Source organism: Janthinobacterium sp. JF4 (genome assembly GCF_059617925.1).
Window position 1 is genome coordinate 115,638 of sequence record NZ_JCAQAV010000009.1, and the last position, 19,769, is coordinate 135,406.

At 64.0% G+C, this 19,769-nt stretch carries 13 protein-coding genes and 2 tRNA genes; 2 read left to right on the top strand and 13 right to left on the bottom strand.

The window, feature by feature from the left end:
* The first annotated feature begins 1 nt into the window (after nucleotide 1).
* Nucleotides 2-742, top strand: a complete 741-nt coding sequence (locus tag AC54AF_RS10635; RefSeq protein WP_131686273.1) for a diguanylate cyclase — start codon at nucleotides 2-4, stop codon at nucleotides 740-742.
* A 1-nt stretch (nucleotide 743) separates the two neighbouring features.
* On the opposite strand, the gene AC54AF_RS10640 is transcribed toward AC54AF_RS10635, so the two are convergent.
* From AC54AF_RS10640 to AC54AF_RS10680, 9 genes are all read right to left on the bottom strand, one after another.
* Nucleotides 744-1,457, bottom strand: a complete 714-nt coding sequence (locus AC54AF_RS10640; protein ID WP_496636521.1) for a substrate-binding periplasmic protein — start codon at nucleotides 1,455-1,457, stop codon at nucleotides 744-746.
* Between the two features lie 167 nt (nucleotides 1,458-1,624).
* Nucleotides 1,625-1,720 (bottom strand) — tRNA-Sec (locus AC54AF_RS10645).
* 19 nt (nucleotides 1,721-1,739) lie between these two features.
* The gene (gene selB / locus AC54AF_RS10650; protein WP_496636522.1) at nucleotides 1,740-3,695 is read right to left on the bottom strand and encodes a selenocysteine-specific translation elongation factor; all 1,956 of its coding nucleotides are present in this window, start codon (nucleotides 3,693-3,695) and stop codon (nucleotides 1,740-1,742) included.
* A complete protein-coding gene (selA, locus tag AC54AF_RS10655) occupies nucleotides 3,692-5,113 on the bottom strand; it encodes an L-seryl-tRNA(Sec) selenium transferase (protein ID WP_496636523.1) in 1,422 nt (473 codons plus the stop codon). The genes selB and selA overlap by 4 nt, the downstream gene beginning before the upstream one ends.
* Nucleotides 5,110-6,177 (bottom strand): formate dehydrogenase accessory protein FdhE, encoded by a 1,068-nt coding sequence (gene fdhE, locus AC54AF_RS10660; RefSeq protein WP_496636524.1) that lies wholly within the window; start codon nucleotides 6,175-6,177, stop codon nucleotides 5,110-5,112. The genes selA and fdhE overlap by 4 nt, the downstream gene beginning before the upstream one ends.
* A gap of 146 nt (nucleotides 6,178-6,323) precedes the next feature.
* Nucleotides 6,324-6,995: a formate dehydrogenase subunit gamma gene (locus tag AC54AF_RS10665; RefSeq protein WP_496636525.1), complete on the bottom strand. Its 672-nt coding sequence runs from the start codon at nucleotides 6,993-6,995 to the stop codon at nucleotides 6,324-6,326.
* Complete coding sequence (gene fdxH / locus AC54AF_RS10670; RefSeq protein ID WP_496636526.1) at nucleotides 6,985-7,905, bottom strand: formate dehydrogenase subunit beta; 921 nt, start codon at nucleotides 7,903-7,905, stop codon at nucleotides 6,985-6,987. The genes AC54AF_RS10665 and fdxH overlap by 11 nt, the downstream gene beginning before the upstream one ends.
* 13 nt (nucleotides 7,906-7,918) lie before the next feature.
* Nucleotides 7,919-10,990, bottom strand: a complete 3,072-nt coding sequence (gene fdnG, locus AC54AF_RS10675; protein ID WP_496636527.1) for a formate dehydrogenase-N subunit alpha — start codon at nucleotides 10,988-10,990, stop codon at nucleotides 7,919-7,921.
* A 271-nt stretch (nucleotides 10,991-11,261) separates the two neighbouring features.
* Nucleotides 11,262-13,412, bottom strand: a complete 2,151-nt coding sequence (locus AC54AF_RS10680) for a TonB-dependent receptor (protein ID WP_496636528.1) — start codon at nucleotides 13,410-13,412, stop codon at nucleotides 11,262-11,264.
* A gap of 382 nt (nucleotides 13,413-13,794) precedes the next feature.
* Between AC54AF_RS10680 and AC54AF_RS10685 the strand changes: the two genes are divergently transcribed.
* Entirely contained in the window at nucleotides 13,795-15,510 is a 1,716-nt protein-coding gene (locus AC54AF_RS10685; protein ID WP_496636529.1) for a methyl-accepting chemotaxis protein, read from the top strand.
* A gap of 36 nt (nucleotides 15,511-15,546) precedes the next feature.
* On the opposite strand, the gene AC54AF_RS10690 is transcribed toward AC54AF_RS10685, so the two are convergent.
* From AC54AF_RS10690 to AC54AF_RS10705, 4 genes are all read right to left on the bottom strand, one after another.
* Complete coding sequence (locus tag AC54AF_RS10690) at nucleotides 15,547-17,307, bottom strand: S41 family peptidase (RefSeq protein ID WP_496636530.1); 1,761 nt, start codon at nucleotides 17,305-17,307, stop codon at nucleotides 15,547-15,549.
* A gap of 44 nt (nucleotides 17,308-17,351) precedes the next feature.
* Nucleotides 17,352-17,804, bottom strand: a complete 453-nt coding sequence (locus tag AC54AF_RS10695) for a hypothetical protein (protein WP_496636531.1) — start codon at nucleotides 17,802-17,804, stop codon at nucleotides 17,352-17,354.
* 33 nt (nucleotides 17,805-17,837) lie between these two features.
* Nucleotides 17,838-19,325 carry a SulP family inorganic anion transporter gene (locus tag AC54AF_RS10700; RefSeq protein WP_496636532.1) on the bottom strand — a complete coding sequence of 496 codons (1,488 nt, stop codon included), beginning with the start codon at nucleotides 19,323-19,325 and terminating at the stop codon, nucleotides 17,838-17,840.
* Nucleotides 19,326-19,604: 279 nt separating this feature from the next.
* A tRNA-Cys gene (locus AC54AF_RS10705) sits at nucleotides 19,605-19,678 on the bottom strand.
* Between the last annotated feature and the right edge of the window lie 91 nt (nucleotides 19,679-19,769).

Consider the following 19,769-nt stretch of genomic DNA (forward strand, 5'->3'; position numbering starts at 1 on the left):
CATGCGCGCCGCCATCTCCGAGTCCAGCCTGGAACCCGACCTGTTCACCGTGGAAGCTGCGGCGCTGGCTGCCGCACGCCGCATGCATGCCGACACTCACGCCAGCGGCGAGGCGCAGCGCCGCGTGCTCGGTGAACTGATTGTCCACTACGAGCGGCTGATGCGCGAGACGCGGCGCCTGATCGGCCGCAGCGACCGCGCCGAACGCGACATGCATTTGCTGAACCGGCAGTTGCAGACGCTGGCCGGCCAGCTCGAATACCGCGCCACGCACGACCCGCTGACGGGCGCCCTGAACCGCGGCGCAGTGATCGACCACGCCTCGCGCTGCCTGGCGCAGGGCGACATGGCGCTGATCGTGCTCGATATCGACCTGTTCAAGCAGGTCAACGACGACTTCGGCCACCCGGCCGGCGACGGCGTGATCCAGGCCGTCGTGGACTGCCTGAAGGGACTATTGGGACAGGAGACGGCCATCGGCCGGGTCGGCGGCGAAGAGTTTTCCGTGGTCTGGCCCACCTCCTCGCGCGACGACGCGGCGCAAGTGGCGCAGCGCATCTGCGAAAGCGTCGGCCGCCAGCGCCATGCGGCGCCCATCACGCGCGCCATCACCGTCAGCGTGGGCCTGAGCTGGAACCGCGCCGGCACGGCCTTCGAAACGGCCTACAGCCATGCGGACCAGGCCCTGTACCAGGCCAAGCGCGAAGGACGCAACTGCGTGCGCCAGTGGCTGGAGAGCTGAATCAGCGCAGCTGTTCGCGCACCATGCTGCCGTCGCGGCGCATGGCGGCTGCCGCACGCTGCATGGCCGCCACCTGCGCCTCGGGCACCTTGAGGTTACAGGCCAGGTAAGTCTGCACGCGATTAAAGGTCAACAGCGGCTCCACCTTGCCCTCCCACTCCTTGCCGGCAAACGGCCTGCTGCCCACCGCCATGCCGACGGCCCACAAGTCGATGCGTCCCAGCAGCAGCTTTTGCGGATTGAGCCACTCCTGCGTCACGGGCGCCACGTTCATGCCGCGCTGGCGCAGGAAATCATCGCGCGCGTCGCCCAGCACCGTGCCGATCACCAGGCCGCGCGCATCGGCCAGCGTGCGCAGCGTGAGGTGCCGCTCGGCCAGGCCGTAGAGTATCCATTCCGCTTCGTTGAGGGGGCCGATCCAGCGAAATTGCGCTTCGCGTTCCTGCGTGCGGCTGGTGGAAAAGAGGCAGGTATCACGCTCGCGCAGCGCCTGCGCATACGCGCGCTTCCACGGCAACAATTCGATGCTGTAGGAAAGACCGGCGCGCGCCATGATGTCGCGCACCTTGAGCGTTTCACGTCCCACGACGACATTGCCTTCCATCATGCTCGATGGCGGCAGATGCTCGCCAACGATGCGTACGTCCGCCGCCGCGGCCAGCGCCGGCATCAGCAGCGCCACTGCCAGCAGCCACGCCATGCTTGCTTGTTTCATGCTTGCTTTCATCCACCACAGGGCAGTCCCTGCCACCAGCAGGATGGTACCATCGGCCCCCGCCGGCCATCGCCGAACATTATCAATTAAGCCATTATTTTTCCGTAACGTGGCTCCGGGCCAACGCCGGGATCATCATGCAAGGGGAAGATGGCGAGAAAAATAACTGGCGGAAAACAGTAGGAGTCGAACCTACGGGAGAACGTCTGACGCCCTCCACCGGGTTTGAAGCCCGGCCACATCACCGGATGAGTGTGCTTTCCGCAGTGCCTGAGCTAGTACTTAGCTGTTGGGCAAGGCTGCGGTGTAGGACCACAGCGCTTGCGGGCGTAATAGATGCCCATTGCCAACACGGCGAGTATAACCGACGCGGTCAAAAAATTCCAAGACCTGGATCGCCCGCTTGCGGCCCAGGCCACTGGCGTCGCGGAAGGTGGCCGCGCCCACGGCGCCATTGCCGGCCGGTACGCCTGCTTCCTCTTCCGCCTTGTGCGCCAGTTCCCGCACCAGTTGGGCCAGCTCGGCCAGCGCCGCCTGGTGATAAAACAGGTCGTGCACCACCTGGCTGATCTGCCCGGCCTTGGCAAGCTTGCGCAACAGCCGGCGCGTTTCGTCCTCGGCCAGACCACAGTCGCGCGCCAGATCGCGCGTCCACGGCGGATCGGCACGCCCCTGCGCCAGCGCTGCCAGCATGGGCTCGGCCAGCGATTGCTCCTGCGGCGTCAGTTCCACGCTGTGCGTCGGCAAATGCAGGCTGGCGCCGCGCGCCAGCACGCTGCCCTGCGCCAGCAAGCCTTCAACCAGGTGGCTCCACAAGGCGTCTTCCATCTCCGCGTCGACGATGCGCTTCAGGCGCCACAGTTCCGGCCCCGCCTCGTCGGGCGCGCGCGCGTGGAAGATAGTCAGGGCGGCCAGCACCCTCTCTTCCAGCGCCAGCAACGCTGGCGGCGCCAGCAGCAGGGCGTCGTTCGCGCGCAGGGCAATGCGCCGCGTGTCGGGCGGCAGCGCCAGGGCGTCCGCCGGCAGCAGGGACAGGCGCAGCAGCAGCGACTCGCGCAGGCCCAGCGGGCTTTGCGCCAGCAGGGCCGCATAGTCGCCGTGCGCGACAAACGCGGCCAGCGCGTCGAGCCAGGCCAGCCTGGCCGGGCTGCGCCGCTTGCGCGCGGGGCCGAACGGATCGAGCAGCATGCCGCCGCCCACCGTCTGCGTGGCTTGCGCATTGCGCACGACGAAGCGGTCGCCCGGCACGCCGTGCATGGGCGACTCGAACACCAGCTGTACCCTGCCCGTCTGGCCAGGCGACAGGGTCTCGCCATCGAGCATGACGGCGCGCGCCAGTTGATGCGCCGCGCCCAGATGCACGTGCAGCGGCGACCAGGCTTTCAATTGCACGCCGGCGTCGGGCAGCAGGGTCAGTTCCACGTCGAGGCGCTCGGAGCACTGCGCCAGCGCCGGCGCGACGATCCAGTTGCCCCGCTCGATGCGCTCGCGCTCGATGCCGGCCAGGTTCAGCGCCAGGCGCTGGCCCGCCATGCCCGTCTCGGCGGCGCGGTTCTGTGCATGGATGCTGCGCACGCGCGCTGGCGCGCCACCGGGCGCCAGCTGCAGCATGTCGCCCACCTGCACCGTTCCCGCCAGCGCCGTGCCGGTGACGATGGTGCCCTGCCCCGGCAAGGTGAACACACGGTCCACGCCCAGGCGGAACAAACGCCGCTCGTCGCGCTGCGGCAGGCTGCGCGCCACCTGCGTCAGGTGCGCCAGCAAGGCGGCCACGCCGGCATCGCCGTCGCGATTGGCGGCGGTGGGGAAAATCGGGCTGCCCGCCAGCGGCGTGCCGGCCAGCAGCGCTTCGATGTCCGCTTCCACCTGCGCCACGCGGGCGCCGTCAGCGCGATCGATCTTGGTCAGCGCCACGGCGCCGCGCGTCACACCCAGCAGCTGCAAGATGGCCAGGTGCTCGTGCGTCTGCGGCATGACGCCGTCGTCGGCAGCCACCACCAGCAGGGCAAAGTCGATGCCCGTCACGCCGGACGCCATGGTGCGGATGAATTTTTCGTGTCCCGGCACGTCGATCACGCCCAGCACCGTGCCATCGGCCAGCGGCAGATAGGCATAGCCGAGTTCAATCGAGATGCCGCGCGCCTGCTCTTCCTTCAGGCGGTCCGTGTGCACGCCCGTCAGCGCGCGCGTGAGCGTCGTCTTGCCATGGTCGATATGGCCTGCGGTGCCGACGATCATGCGGACAACTCGGCAAGCTGCGCGATGAATGCCGTCTCGTGCGCCGCTTCCAGGCAGCGTAAATCGAGCCACAGGGTGTCTTGCCCGATGCGCCCGATCACGGGGCACGGCAAGGCGCGCAAACGCTGTTCCAGCACGCCCAAGGAATTGCTCAGGCGCGAGCCGGAAGCGCTGCGGATGGCCAGACCAAAACTGGGCAATTGATCGACGGGCAAGGCGCCGCTGCCGATCTGGCTTTGCATGGTTTCGGCGGTGACCACATAGCCGCTACCGAGCGCGCCTTGCAGCAGCGGCAGCAGGGTGTCCGCCTGCGCGCGCATGGCGGCGGCGGGACGCGTCAACAGGCGCAGTGTGGTCAGCCGTTCGGCCAGCAAGTCCGGCGCGCGGTATAGCTGCAGCACGGGAGCCAACGCGGCCAGCGTGAGTTTTCCAACCCGCAGCGCGCGTTTCAGGGGGTTGCGCTTGATCTTCGCGATCAGGTCGGCGCGCCCGACGATGACGCCGCACTGCGGCCCGCCCAGCAGTTTGTCGCCGCTGAAGGTCACCAGGTCGGCGCCCGCCGCTATCGTTTCGCGCACCGTCGTTTCATGTGGCAAGCCATACTGGGCCAGGTCGACCAGGGTGCCGCTGCCCAGGTCCACAGCCGTCGGCACGCCGTGTTGCGCCGCCAGCGGCACCAGTTCGTGGAGTTCCACGCTTTTCGTGAAACCGGTGATCGCGTAATTGCTGCAATGGACCTTCATCAGCAGGGCCGTGTCTGCATTCACCCCGTTGGCATAGTCGGCCAGGTGCGTGCGGTTGGTGCTGCCTACTTCGCGCAGCACGGCGCCGGCGCGCGTCATGACGTCGGGGATGCGGAAGGCGCCGCCGATTTCCACCAGTTCGCCGCGCGAGACGACGACCTCTTTATTCTGCGCCAGGGTATTGAGCATCAGCAGCACGGCGGCCGCGTTATTGTTGACGATGGTGGCCGCTTCGGCCCCCGTCAGTTCGCGCAGCAGTTCCTCGACCAGGTCGTCGCGGTCGCCGCGCTTGCCCGTCTCCAGGTCGAATTCCAGATTCATCGGCCATTGCAGCGCTTCCACCACGGCTTGCACGGCGGCGTCGGGCAGCAGCGCGCGGCCCAGGTTCGTGTGCAGCACGGTGCCCGTCAGGTTGAACACGGCGCGCAGCTGCGAGCGCGTCTGCGCCTGCAGCCGCTCGGCCATCTGCGCGACGATGGCGGCAAGCGATGCGCCCTCCTCACCGAATTCACCAAACACTGCGCCCGCCAGCATCGCGGTACGCAGTTCGGCCAGCACGGCGCGCGCGCAGGCCAGGGTCTGCACGCGGCCGTAATGCGCAATCAGGGCCAGGCAAGCCGCGTCGCCCAGGATGCGGTCGACCGACGGCAGGCGCACGGTTTGCCCCGTCGTCATGCTGGCTGGCCCTCGCTGCTTTCGCTTTTGCCCAGCCACAGCAGCGGATTGCCGCTGGCGCGCTGGTAGCCCGCTTCGCCCACCAGCAGGTCGAGCATCAGGCTGGCCAGATCGTCGGCCAGCGGTTCGACGTTGTAATCGTGTTCCTGATTGAAGACTTTGCGATAGGTATGGCAGTCGTCGCAGGTTTCCGCGCGCGCCACCTTCTTCGGATCATTCGCCTTGTTCGGCAATTTGTCGTCCTTCGCCGCCACGGGGTCGAACGGCGCAGCATCGGCCGCGTCCAGGCCCTGGTAGGCGATCTTGCCATTCTGTTCGCAGGTCGAGCACTTCACGCGCACCATATGCCATTCGCTCTCGCAAATGCCGCAGTGCAGATAGCGGTAGCCCTGCGACCCGCCGCCGATGCGGATCACGCTGGCGACGGGGTGCGACCCGCAGACGGGGCACAGGGTGCCCGTTTCCAGGTCCGGCACGCGCGCGGCGCGCAATTCGCTTGCCGACACCGACCATAAAATCTGCAGCGCGGCGGCGACGAACGGCGCGTGCATGGGATTGAGGTTGTCGCCGTTTTCATCGAGCACGGCATCGGCGCAGGCGTCCAGCGCCGGCGCGTCGAGCGCGCGCAGCTGGGCCAGCACCTGGGTCAGGCCGCCGGACAGGGCCGGCTGGCTGGCCGCCGTGGCGGCCAGTTCATCGAGCAGGCTGGCAAAGATGTCGCGCCAGACGGGCGGACGGGCGCCATTCACGGGCAGCACCGGCATGCGGTGCTGCATCGCGCGGCGCAGCGCGTCCGGGTCGGCGGCGGGCACGGCGCCGGGCGCCAGTTTTCCCACCACGGCGGCCTGCGCATCGGCCAGCGCGGCCATCAGCACCAGGTAGCCCTGCATGCCCGCGTCGACGGGGATGCCCTTGATTTTTCCCTGCGCCAGTTCGCGCAAGCGCAAGGCGCGCGCCGCAAACAGGCTGGCGGGCTGCGGCAGCAGCAGGCGCGGAATCGCGTTATGGTCCAGGCCTTCGATTTCGCCTGGCTGAAGAATGCGTTGTACCAATGGAGTTCCCATCAAAAAAGGGGATGTAAAAGTATTCTAATCGATAAAGAGAAAGGGGCCGATCCTCTGGGACCGGCCCCGGGTGTCGCTGGCATGTAAAAAAATCCGCCGGCGAAGCATGTCGGCTTACGCATAGCTAAGCCGACCTACCTTGCGGCCTACTTTTCCGTGTTGCGGATCACCGCCTCAAACCACTTCGGATGGTGCTTGCGCGCCCATCCATAGGTGACGGTGCCGCGCACCATGGCGCCGATCGAGCCCTTGACCCACAGGGCCGCATAGATGTGCACGATGATGGCGCAGATGATGGCGAAAGCGCAACCGGCATGCAGCAAGGCGGCAAAGCGCACCACGTCGATCGGGAAGTAGAACGCGAAATACGCGCGCCAGATCACGATGCCCGACAGCAGCAAACCGATCATGCTAGCCAGCAGCACGAAGAACAGGATCTTCTGGCCGGCATTGTATTTGCCGATCTTCGGCAGCTTTTCCTCGCGGTTGTGGAGCACGTCGTCCATCTGTTTCAGCCACTGCCTGTCGCCGTCTTCGAACTTGTTGTGGTGCCAGAAGCGCAGCACCAGGATCGCGAACGAGACAAACATCACCAGGCCGGCAAACGGATGCAAAATGCGCGTCCATTGCCCGCCGCCGAACAGATTCGCCAGCCACGCCATCGAAGGATGGAACATGGCCAGGCCGGACAGGGCCAGCATGACGAAGGTGATCGCCGTGATCCAGTGATTCGTGCGCTCGTTCGGGTTGTAGCGTTCGATCAAGGGATTGCCATCCTTGTCGCGCAGCTTGCCATCGTGAGTTTCACTATGCTTCATGCTGTTCCTCCCGCAGGCGCTTGGCCTCTTCCAAGGCTTCGTGCTCTTCGTCCTTGCTCACTTCGTTCGGACCGACGCGCGTGTAATGGAACAGGCCTGCCAGCGCCGTGGCGGCCATGCCGGCCACCGCCAGCGGCTTGGACCAGCCCTTCCAGAAGCCCACCATCGGGCTGATGCGCGGGCGTTCCGGCAAGTTCGAATACAGCTTCGGCTTGTCGGCATGGTGCAGCACGTACATCACGTGCGTGCCGCCCACGCCCAGCGGATCGTACAGGCCCGCGTTCTCGAAACCGCGCGACTTCAGGTCGACGATGCGCTCTTCCGCATGCACCTTCATGTCTTCCTTGGTGCCGAAGAGGATGGCGCCCGTCGGGCAGGTTTTCACGCAAGCCGGTTCCTGGCCCACGGCCACACGGTCCGAGCAGAGCGTGCACTTGTAGGCGCGGTCGTCCTTTTTCGAAATGCGGGGCACGTCGAAAGGACAGCCGGCCACGCAGTAGCCGCAACCGATGCAGTTTTCCTGGTGGAAGTCCACGATGCCATTCGTGTATTGCACGATGGCGCCCGGCGCCGGACAGGCTTTCAAACAGCCCGGATCCTCACAGTGCATGCAGCCGTCCTTGCGGATCAGCCACTCGAGGTTGCCGTCGTTGTTTTCGTGTTCGGCAAAACGCATCACCGTCCACGATTGCGGCGTCAGGTCCGTCGGATTGTCATAGGTGCCATGGTTTTCGCCGACTTCGTCGCGCAAGTCGTTCCATTCCATGCATGCCGTCTGGCAAGCCTTGCAGCCGATGCATTTCGACACATCGATCAGCTTGGCCACGGTGCCCGTCACCGGGCTGCGCGCTTGCGGCGGCGTCACCGTGGTCGCCGACAGGCGCCGGATATCTAAGGATTGCAGTGCCATTATTGAGCTCCCATCATGCTTTTTCCACCTTCACGAGGAAGGACTTGAATTCCGGCGTTTGCGAATTCGCATCTCCCACGCCCGGCGTCAGGGTATTGATCAGATACCCCGGCTTGGCCACGCCCGTGAAGCCCCAGTGCAGCGGCAGGCCGACGGTATGCACCTGCTTGCCCTCGATCGTCAACGCCTTGATGCGCTTGGTGACGACGGCCTTGGCGATGATGTGCCCGCGCTTGGAACTGACGCGCACTTCCCCGCCGGCGACGACGCCGATGCTTTTCGCCAGCTCTTCGCCGATTTCGACGAATTGCTGCGGCTGGATAATGGCGTTCAGGCGCGCATGCTTGGTCCAGTAATGGAAATGCTCGGTCAGACGGTAGCTGGTCGCCACATGCGGATATTCCTCATGCGTGCCGAACATTTTCCGATCATCGGCGAACACGCGCGCGGCCGGATTGCTGGTCGCCTGCGGGTTTTTCGGATGCATGGGGTTGTAGCCCAGCGGATTTTCGAACGGCTCGTAATGCTCGGGGAACGGCCCCTCGGCCATGGCGCCACGCGCAAAGAAGCGCGCCACGCCCTCGCCCAGCATGATGAACGGGCCCATGCCGTTTTCCGGCGGTTCGTCGACCTTGAAGTCGGGAATGTCGGCCCCGCTCCAGTTGGTGCCATTCCACTCGATCAGCTTGCGCGTCGGGTCGAAAGGCTTGCCCTTCAGGTCGCACGAAGCGCGGTTGTACAGCACGCGGCGGTTCGCCGGCCATGCCCAGGCCCAACCCAGAGTCTGGCCGATGCCGGTCGGGTCGCTATTGTCGCGCCGTCCCATCTGGTTGCCCGCCTGCGTCCAGCTGCCGGCGAAGATCCAGCAACCGCTGGTGGTCGTGCCATCGTCGCGCAATTGCGCGAACGAGGCCAGCTGCTCGCCCTTTTTGACCAGCAGCTTGGTCGGATCTTTCGGATCGTACAAGTCGGCCAGCGCCTTGCCGTTGAATTCGCGGGCGATTTCTTCCGGCTGCGGGTTATGCGGCTGCGCATAGTTCCACGTCAGGTTGACGATAGGATCGGGGAACTTGCCGCCTTCCGTCTGATACATCTTGCGCATGCGCAGGAACAGGCCGGACATGATCTCGAGGTCGCTGCGCGCCTGGCCCGGCGGTTCGGCCGCCTGCCAGTGCCACTGCAAGACGCGCGAGGAACTCACCAGCGAACCGCGCTCTTCGGCGAAGCAGCTGGTCGGCAGGCGGAACACTTCCGTCATGATCTTGGTGGGATCGACTTCGTGGTACTGCCCGTGCGCCTTCCAGAATTCGCCCGTTTCCACGGCCAGCGGATCCATGATGACGAGGAACTTCAGCTTCGACAGCGCTTCCGTGACCTTCTGCTTGTTCGGCGCGGACGCCAGCACATTGAAGCCCTGGCAGATATAGCCCGTCATCTTGCCTTGATGCATGTTCTCGATGGCTTGCATCAAGTCATACGGCTTGTCGAGTTTCGGCAGGTAGTCGAAGGCGTAGTTATTTTCCGCCGTGGCAAAGTCGCCCCACCACGTCTTCATGAAGCTGACGTGGAATTTGCGGTAATTGCTCCAGTAGCTGAGCTGGTTCGGCCGCAGCGGCTTGGTGGCGCGCGCGGCGATATAGCCATCGAAATCCTGCTCGGCTTCGTTCGGCAAGGTCATATAGCCTGGCAACAGGTTCGACATCAGGCCCAGGTCGGTCAGGCCCTGGATGTTCGAGTGGCCGCGCAAGGCGTTCATGCCGCCGCCGGCGATGCCCATATTGCCCAGCAACAGCTGCACCATGGCGCCCGTGCGGATGGTCTGCGCGCCCGTCGAGTGGTGCGTCCAGCCCAGCGCGTACAGGATGGTGCCGGCGCGGCCCGGCACGGCGGTCGAAGCCAGGGCTTCCGCCACCTTGTGGAACTTGTCGGCCGACACGCCGCACGTACGTTCGACCATCTCGGTCGTGTAGCGCGCGTAGTGCTTCTTCATCATCTGGTAGACGCAGCGCGGGTGTTCCAGGGTCGGGTCGACCTTGGCATAGCCGTCGTCGCCGATCTCGTAATCCCAGGTGGCCTTGTTGGTGTACTTGCCTTTTTCCTTGTCGAAACCCGAGAACAGGCCGTCCTCGAACGCATAGTCTTCGCGCACGATGAAGGGCATGTCCGTGTAGTTGCGCACGTACTCATGCTGGATCTTGTCGTTCGTCAGCAGATAATTGATGATCGCGCCGAGGAAGACGATGTCCGTGCCGGTACGCGTGGCGCAGTAGTAATCTGCCACGGAGGCGGTACGGGTAAAACGCGGATCGACAACGATCAGCTTGGCCTTGTTATGCGCCTTCGCTTCCGTGACCCATTTGAATCCGCAAGGATGTGCTTCTGCTGCATTGCCGCCCATGACCAGGATCACGTCGGCATTCTTGATATCGACCCAATGATTCGTCATCGCGCCACGGCCAAACGTCGGGGCAAGACCTGCCACCGTCGGTCCGTGTCATACACGCGCCTGATTATCAAAGGTCAGCATCCCCATGCTGCGCACGGTCTTGTGGGTCAGATACCCCACCTCGTTGCTGCCGGCGGACGCGGCCAGCATGCCGGTGGAGAGCCAGCGGTTGACGGTCTTGCCGTCGGCATTCTTTTCGATCAGGTTGGCGTCGCGGTCATCCTTCATCAGGCGCGCGATCTTGTCGAGCGCCACATCCCAGGAGATCGGTTGCCATTCCGTGCCGCCCGGTGCGCGGTATTCGGGCACTTTCAGGCGGTTCGGGCTGTGGATGAAGTCGACCAGGCTGGCGCCTTTCGGGCACAGGGTGCCGCGGTTCACCGGGTGATCGGCATCGCCTTCCACGTGGATGATGCTGGAGACGGCGTTTTTCGCGCCGTCGCCCAGTCCATACAGCAGGACGCCGCATCCTACCGAACAGTAAGGACAGGTATTGCGTGTCTCGGTGGTGCGAGACAGCTTGTATTGCCGCACTTCCGCCATCGCCTGGCCCGGTGCGAAACCGAGCAGGGCGAGGCTGGAACCAGCAATGGTCGCGCCAGTTACCCGAAGGAACTGGCGCCTGGACATCTGAACCATATTCAGGCCTCTATGATGTGAGTAAATAAAAAGTCATACGGCATCGTGGTCGTGTCATATCATCAAGATATAAGCACCATGCCTGTGCCGTATGACGCCATTTTACCCCTCAAACCCGGCCAAGGCTCAGTCCGCTGGAAAAAATTGCCTTTAGTCAATATTAATTTGACGGTACCGAACATTCCCTCTAAACACTGCCCGTCTGCCCGGCACAGCCAACCCGCCCATGAAAAAACCCGCTCGCGAGCGGGTTTGGAGGAAGTGACAACAATTACAGGCTGTAGCGCAAGGTCAGCGCCACGTTGCGCGGCGCGCCCGGCAAGCTCAGGTTCGGGCTGGAACCGTGGCCCGAGACGATGTAGCGCGTGTCGCCGATATTGTTGACGTTCAGCTGCACTTCATAGCGGCCCGTGCGGTACGCGGCCATGGCGTCGGCCGTCACGTAGCCTGGCAGCACCACCGTGTTGCCCGGATTGGCGAAGCGGCTGCCGACGGCGTTCGCCCCGCCGCCCACCGTGAAGCCATGGCCCAGGTCTTTCGTCAGCCACAGGTTGGCCGTATTGCGCGCCGTCAGGGTGGCGCGCTTGCCCTTGATGGCCACCGAATTGGCCGTCGTCGTGCCAGGCGCATTCACGCTGCGATCGACGGCGATGGAATCGGTGATGCTGGCGTCCAGGTACGCGTAGCCGGCCAGCATCTTCCAGCCGTCATGCAAGTCCGCGTTGAAGGTCAGTTCCAGGCCGTCCGTGCGCTGCGTGCCGACGGGCACGATGCGGTTCGTGATCGGATCGCTGGTCTTGATATTGTCGCGCTCCAGGCGGAACAGCGACACGGTAGCATTCGCGCGGCCGCCCCACAGCTCGTACTTGGCGCCCACTTCCGTGTTGCGCGTGGTTTCCGGCGCCAGGTCGGCGTTATTTGCGGCCAGGGCGAAGTTCTCGCCGCTGGGCTGGAACGAGCGGCTCCACGACGCGTAGTACGCTTGCGCCGCGCTTGGCTGCCAGACAAGACCGGCGCGGGGGCTGTAGGCCGAATCCGTGCGCGACAAATCCGCCGTCGTCACGCCTGCCGCATTGGCCAGGCGCGACTGCTGCTGGTAGCGGTCGTAGCGCAGGCCGGCCAGCGCCTTCCACTCATCGCTGAAGCGGATGGCGTCCTGCACGTAGGCGGCAGCCGTCTCGTAGGTACCGAACGTATCGCCGCGCGCGCCCAGCTTGCCGCGGTTCACCTGCGGCAGGACGGGTTGGAAGATCGATACATTCGTCGCCACCACGCTCGACGCCCAGCTCGACGCATCCTTGTTCTGCTTGCCGAACTCGGCGCCGTACAGCACCTCGTGGCGCAGGGTGCCCGTGACGAGCTTTTGCGTCAGTTCCGTCTGGTTGAACCAGCCGCTCTCGTCGCGGTTGAGCTTGGCGTGGCCCAGACTCATCGTGCCCTTGACCTCATTGACGTTGCCGGAAATATTCGTGTTGTTGCGGTCCAGGTGGTAGTCGTAGTAGCGGAAGGCATTGCGCAGCGACAAGCTATCGCTGAACCTGTGCGTCAGGGTGGCGGCCGTGGAGACCACGCGCGACTGGCTGAAGTCCGCATCGCGGGCATTCGCCGCGCCGTAATACGTGCCCGCGTCGACGGCGACGGGACGGCCCTGCCAGGACGGGATGCCGAAGTCCGTCAGGCGGCGGTCTTCCAGGTAGTTGCCCTGCAGCAGCAGTTTCGTCGCGCTCGACAGGCGGATGGCCACGGAAGGCGCCAGCGCCGTGCGGTTGATGAATTGCTGGTCGCGGTAGCTGTCCGACAATTCGCGCGCGCCCGTGACGCGCCAGTCCACCGTCTCGCCGACGCGCCCCACGTCGACTTCGCCGCGGCGCCCTGTTGTATTCGTCAGGCTCACGGCCACGTCGGTGATGTCCACGCCCGGTTTCTTGGTGATGCGGTTCACCAGGCCGCCCGAGGAACCGCGGCCGTACAGCACGGCGGCCGGTCCCTTGATCACTTCCAGGCGCTCCACGTTCGACAGGTCGCGGAAGTACAGCGCGTCATCGCGGAAGCCGTCGACGAACTGGTCGCCGATGGCCGTGAAGCCGCGGATGAACACCTGGTCGCGCTGGCCGTCGCCCGTGGACAGGCCCACGCCGGGGATGTTCTTCATGATGTCCTGGATCGACATGGCGTTCTGGTCGCGGATGACGGCGGCCGGCACCACGTTGATCGTCTGCGGCACGTCGCGCAGGGCCATTTCCGTCTTGGTGCCACTGGCCGAAGTGGCGGCAACATAGCCGTCCTTGTCCTTAGCCGCCGTCACGGTGACGGCGGGCAGGCTTTCCTGCGCCCAGGCCGCCAATGGCGTGGCGCCCAAGGTCAAGGCGCCCAGTACGGCGATGGTGATCGGTTTACATCCCGGCTTGCGCTGTTGCTGCATACAATTCCCTGGTCAATGGTTGAATACGAATGATTATCATTAGTATTTTATCAGCCAGCATGGGGAAAAGTAAGGTGAAATGTAAGTGATAGTACTTATGGACTAGGTACTTGACGTAAAAACACAACAGGAAATCAATATCAAAAAACAATTAAAATTGCTTTGAAAAACTATTTCCCTGCGTCAATGCTATACTTGCGGCTTGCTGGGCAGCGGTCAGCCTGACCGATATGCCCCTTGCTTCACCTCCATCGCCACGCTCAGCGTGGCGCGCCGCACAGCCATCACGCGGCACCCGAAGACCCCGATCCCCTGCGCCTTGCGGCGCCTGTCCGCCCCTGCTGGCGGCGGCGATCATGACTATTAAACTGTTAGGAATTACATGAAAAACCTGAACATCGGCAGCCGCCTTGGCGTCGGCTTTGCTGTCGTATTGCTGTTGCTTGCCGCCTTGACCATCACCGCCCTCGTGCGCATGCAAACGGCCAGCGACCTGACTTACCGTCTCATCAATACCAGCATCAAGAACCAGCGCATGGTGGCCGAATGGTCGAAGATTATTGAACTGAACAGCGTGCGCGGCGTCGCCTCGTTCGAGATCACCGATCCTGTCGTGCGCGCCAAGATCGAGGAAGACCTGAAGGTCGATGCGGCCCGCTCCAGCAAGCTGCAGGACGACATCGCCGCGTCCTTGCGCGACCCGGCCGTGATCGAACAATTCAAGGTCGTGCGCAAGGTGCGCACCGACTACGTGACGACGCGCGGACGCGCCTTCAAGATGAAGGCCGACGGCGACGTGGCGGGCGCCAAGCAAGTGTTCGACAAGGAAGTCACGCCGATCACCACGGCTTACCTGGCCGAAGTGAAGCACTTTGCCGGCATGCAGATCAAGGCCGCCGACGGCGTCGGCGCCAGCATCATCGAAGCCTACAGCGGCACCCGCATCTTCCTGATCACCATGGGCGTGCTGGCCGTGCTGATGGGCATCGGTTTCGCGTGGTGGATCACGCGCTCGATCACCGGCCCCATCCGCGCCGCCGTGAAGGTGGCGGAAACCGTGGCAGCGGGCGACCTCAGCAGCGTCATCACGGCGCAAGGCCGCGATGAAACGGGCCAGCTGATGCATGCCCTGAAAACCATGAACGACAGCCTCGTCGGCATCGTCGGCCAGGTGCGTAGCGGCACCGACACCATCGCCACGGCCTCTGCGGAAATCGCCGCCGGCAACCAGGACCTGTCGTCGCGCACGGAACAGCAAGCCAGTTCGCTGGAAGAAACGGCCTCGTCGATGGAAGAACTGACCTCGACCGTGAAACAGAACGCCGACAACGCGCGCCAGGCGAACAAACTGGCCGGCGACGCGGCCGGCATCGCCAGCCGCGGCGGCGCCGTGGTGGCCGAAGTGGTGGCCACCATGGGCGAGATCAATACCTCGTCGAAGAAAATCGTCGACATCATTTCCGTCATCGACGGCATCGCCTTCCAGACCAACATCCTGGCCCTGAATGCTGCCGTGGAAGCGGCGCGCGCCGGCGAACAGGGCCGCGGCTTCGCCGTGGTGGCAACAGAGGTGCGCAACCTGGCGCAGCGCTCCGCAGCGGCGGCAAAAGAGATCAAGGGCTTGATCGACGACTCCGTGCAAAAGGTCGACGTGGGCACGGATCTGGTCGACAAAGCCGGCAAGACGATGGAAGAAATCGTGCAAAGCATCGGCTTCGTCACCTCCATCATGAGCGAGATCAGCAACGCCAGCGAAGAGCAGAGCGCGGGCATCGAGCAAGTCAACCAGGCCATTTCCGAAATGGACCAAGTGACCCAGCAGAATGCTGCCCTGGTGGAAGAAGCCTCGGCAGCAGCCGAAGCGATGCAGGAACAGGCAAGCGAACTGGCGCAGGTGGTCAGCGTCTTCCGCCTCGATGCCAACGCGGCGGCCACCGACCGTTTCAGCGTGAAAGCGGCGCAGCGCAGCGCGCCGGCAGCTCCAGCAACCCGGGCCGCGCCTGCCCGCAAAGCCTCGGCCCCGGCCCTGCGCCTGCCCGTGACACGCGCCAGCAGCAAGGCAGCAAGCCCGGCCGAAGGCGAGTGGGAAGAGTTCTAAGCAAGCCTGCGCCCTCAGCAAGAGCAGCATGAGCCGTTATTGCCGGCGTATCTCGGCAATAGCGGCTTCCAGCACCTCGTCACGCCCGGCCCGTATGCCGGCAAGCGTGGGCCTGACCTCGATATCGGGGATGATGCCCACGCGCTGCGTGGGTCGCCGGTCCGGATAAAACACGCCGATGCCGCTGATCATGGTGCTCAAGCCGCCAGGCAGCGAAAACGGCGAGATATTGCCATCCGCGCCAGCCGTGGTGCTGCCGACCACCTTCGCGCGGGGCGCCACGCGCAAGGCCATGGCCGTGTATTCGGCCTGGCTCTGGCTGACTTCATCGACCAGCAGCATGACCTTGCCCGCATAGTGCAGCGCTTGCGGGTACAAGGCCATGGCATTGGTCCAATGGAAGGCGCCGGGGTTGCCAAGGTCGCCCTTGGTAAAGCGGGCAAACTCCGTGGGCCGGTCGACCAGGTAGGCTCCCAGGGCAAAAACGACAAACTCGCGCGGGTAGTTGCGTATATCGATAATCAGGCCACGGCTGCCCGCTGCGGCGGCCATATGCGCCGCCACGTCGGCCCGCTTGAGGGTCGATAGCTTGAGGTAGGCGATATCGTCGCCCAGGCGCTGGAACGTTTCCCCTTCCCTGTCATGCGTGTCCTGGCCCGCTTGCCTCCTGGCGGGCACGCGCTGCGCCATCAATTCCATCTCGCCCTGCTCGCGGCGTATCTGCAGCCGGGTTTCGCCGCAGGCGCCAGTGGTCAGCTTGCCAGCCATGTCGCGCAGACGCGCCACTTCATTCGATGCCGCGTAGTAAGGCCGCCAGGCGGCGACCAGTTGCGCCACCGGCATGCCATCAAGGCTGGTAATGACATCGCCGGCCTGCAATCGCGTTGCCGCCCCGGCCTTGGCCTCCCGATACCCCACCACCACTGCACTGTTGCCGATGAAGCGGAGCTTGACTGGCAGGTGGCATTCGCCGACGGGAGGACGCACGCGCAACGAACTCCACAGATTGGTGTGGGAATCGTGCAGGCGCGCGACCAGGGCCATCATTTCCAGCTGATAGCTGGCGCGGTCCCTGGCCAGCGCGATGCGCGGCAGCGACTGGCGCAGGACGTCATCCCAGTTGTCGCCTGTCGTATCGCGGTAGGGCGCCCAGTACTCGATGATATTCCAGAAGCGAAACAAGGCCAGCAACTGAAAGCCGGCATCGGGCAGCGCAATATTCTCGTAGGCGATCTCGTGCTCAAAGACAGGATTGCCCACCCGCTCCTGCAAGCGCAGATAAAACTGCCTGGCCGACGCGGGCCGGCGCAGATAAATATGCCGCAGATCGGCGCGCAAGCTGGCGCCGAGCAGCCTGTCATCGTCCAGCCATTGCAGCGCGGGACGCAGATGCAGCTCCCCCTGCGCCGGGACGGCACACGGATTGCAGTCGGCAAGCGTTCCCAGACCGGCGATCCAGTCCCGCAGCACGGCATCGCCCGCCGCCCTGTCAGGTGCGGCCAGCATCCGGGGCATGACGCGCAAGAGTTCGTAGTCCCAATGCCGCCCGCCTGCGGTGATCAAGGGGTGATGGTATTTCAGGAAACCCCATACCTTGCCCAGCACGGCGATGTTGTCGATTTGCGCCGGCGTCACGGCATCGAGCACGATGCGCGAACCGGCATCGAATTCGTGATCCGTTTCAAACGTGGTTGTGCTGCCGTCCTGCGAAAAAACCGGGGGTGCTGCACCGACGAGCAGAAAGGCAATGGCTGGCATGCACCAGCGCGCCAACCACAAACGGGGTATCCATTTCATCCAGCATTCTCCTTGGCAAGGGAAACGACGGCAACGACAGTAATTCAGCTCAGACGGGCTCGCGCATCCGCGACCAGGGTGGCCAGCTCGCGCGGCACCGCCTGCGCCAGGAAATCGAGCGCCAGCTGCTCCGGATCAATGGCCGCGTCAAGCGGCAAGCCATGCTCGAAACCGCCCACCATGATGCGGCAGAAATGCGGCGATTCGGCCCGCGTTTCCACATACCAGCAGCCCGCATGGCCCTGCACGAAGTATTCGCCGATAAAGTAGCCGAGCATGGTTTTTACCCATTGCCAGCTCTCGTCGCGGATGACGATGCTGCGCATGGCCGCATCGATATAGGGCAGGTATTCGGCCGCGTTGGTCAGCACTTCGTGCGCCGGCTGGATGCCCAGGCGCTCGACAAAATTCACCAGCGAGGCGCCCAGCGCGTCATAGTAGGCATCAAAAGCCGCCTGGCTTTGCTGCAATAATTGTTCTTGTTCCTTCGACAGCATTCACACTCCACAGACATTCAGCAATCCCGTATTTTACGCCACGCTCACGTCCACCCCGGCCCGCTGCAGCAAGGCTTCGTTACGGGCGGACAGATGCGTCACCTGCAGGTGCTTGCCGGCCCTGTCATAGCGCTCATACAGGGATTCGATGGCGGCGATGGCCGAGTGATCGGCCATGTGCAGGTGCCGGCAATCGAGGATGACGCGGGCCGGGTCGGCCGCCGTCTGGAACAGCTCCTGGAAATGCGTGGTGGAAGCAAAAAACAGGGTGCCATGCGGCACGTACACGCGCACGCCGGGGGTACTGTCATCGGTATCGGCACGCATGTCGCGCGCATGTTGCCAGGCAAAATTCAAGGCGGCGATGACGATGCCGCACAGCACCGCCATCGCCAGGTCCGTGAACACCGTGATCACCGTCACGGCAACGATCACCAGCGCATCCTGCAGCGGCACCTTGCCCAGCACGCGCAAGGAACCCCAGGCAAACGTCTGCTGCGCCACGACGAACATCACGCCCACCAGGGCGGCCAGCGGGATGCGCTCGATCAGCGGCGACAGGAACAGGATGAACAGCAAAATCATCACGCCGGCCGTCACGCCCGACAGGCGCGAACGGCCGCCCGAACTCAGGTTGATCATGGTTTGCCCGATCATGGCGCAGCCGCCCATGCCGCCAAACAGGCCCGAAACGACATTCGATGCGCCGAGGGCGATGCATTCGCGGTTCGGCTGGCCGCGCGTTTCAGTCATCTCATCGGTGAGATTGAAGGTGAGCAAGGTTTCCAGCAGCCCCACCATCGCCATCAGCGCTGCGTACGGGAAGATGACGTGCAAGGTGGCCATGTCCAGCGGCACGGTGGGCCAATGCAGGGCCGGCAAGCCGCCGGCGATATGCGCGAGGTCGCCCAGGGTGCGCGTGGGCAGGTGCAAGAAATGGCTGAGCACGCCCACGCCGAGGATGGCCACCAGCGCGGGCGGCACGGCTTTTGTCAGGCGCGGCAACACGTAGACGATGGCCATGGTGAGAAACACCAGCGCGCCCATCACGTACAAAGGGGTGCCTTGCAGCCAGGTTTCGCCTTGCGGCGTGGCCTGGCGAAAGTGTTCCAGCTGGGCCATGGCGATGACGATGGCCAGGCCATTCACAAAGCCCAGCATCACCGGATAGGGCACCATGCGGATTAGCTTGCCTAGGCGCAAGATGCCGAACAGCGCCATGATGATACCGCTGAGCACGACGGTCGCCAGCAGATATTGCACGCCATGCTGGGCCACCAGCGCCACGATGACGACAGCCATGGAGCCGGCCGCGCCGGAAATCATGCCGGGGCGTCCGCCAAAGATGGCCGTGAATGCGCAAATGATGAAGGCGCCATACAGGCCCATCAGGGGATTCAACTGCGCCACCAGGGCAAAGGCGATGCATTCGGGCACCAGGGCAAAGGAGGTGGTCAAGCCCGCCAGAACGTTTTTTTGCGGGTTCGAGAACCACTCATCCCGAAAAGTTGTGTTGATCATTGATTCGTATCCAAAGTCGGAACAGGAAAATGCCGGCCTGATGGACAATCATCAGGCACAGCCATGCCAGCGGGCGTCACAGAAAAGCTGCGCCGAGGTCGAACGGAGCACTAAAGTCGTCAGTGACTACATTGGTATGGCGGAAAGGGGACGTTTCATCAAGGCGCCAGGCGGCGCGGCCGAGCTTGCCAGCATTATACAAGATGCGCCGCCGGCAAAAGTCTGGCGAAAGCGCAGACAAAAAAATAGCCCACTCGAAAGTGGGCTATTTTTTTCATCTGGAGGCGAGGACGGGAATCGAACCCGTCTAAACGGCTTTGCAGGCCGCTGCATAACCTCTTTGCTACCTCGCCAGAGGAACTGCTTGGATGCGCCTTGCGGCCCATCTTGAAAACTGGAGCGGGAGAAGAGTCTCGAACTCTCGACCTCAACCTTGGCAAGGTT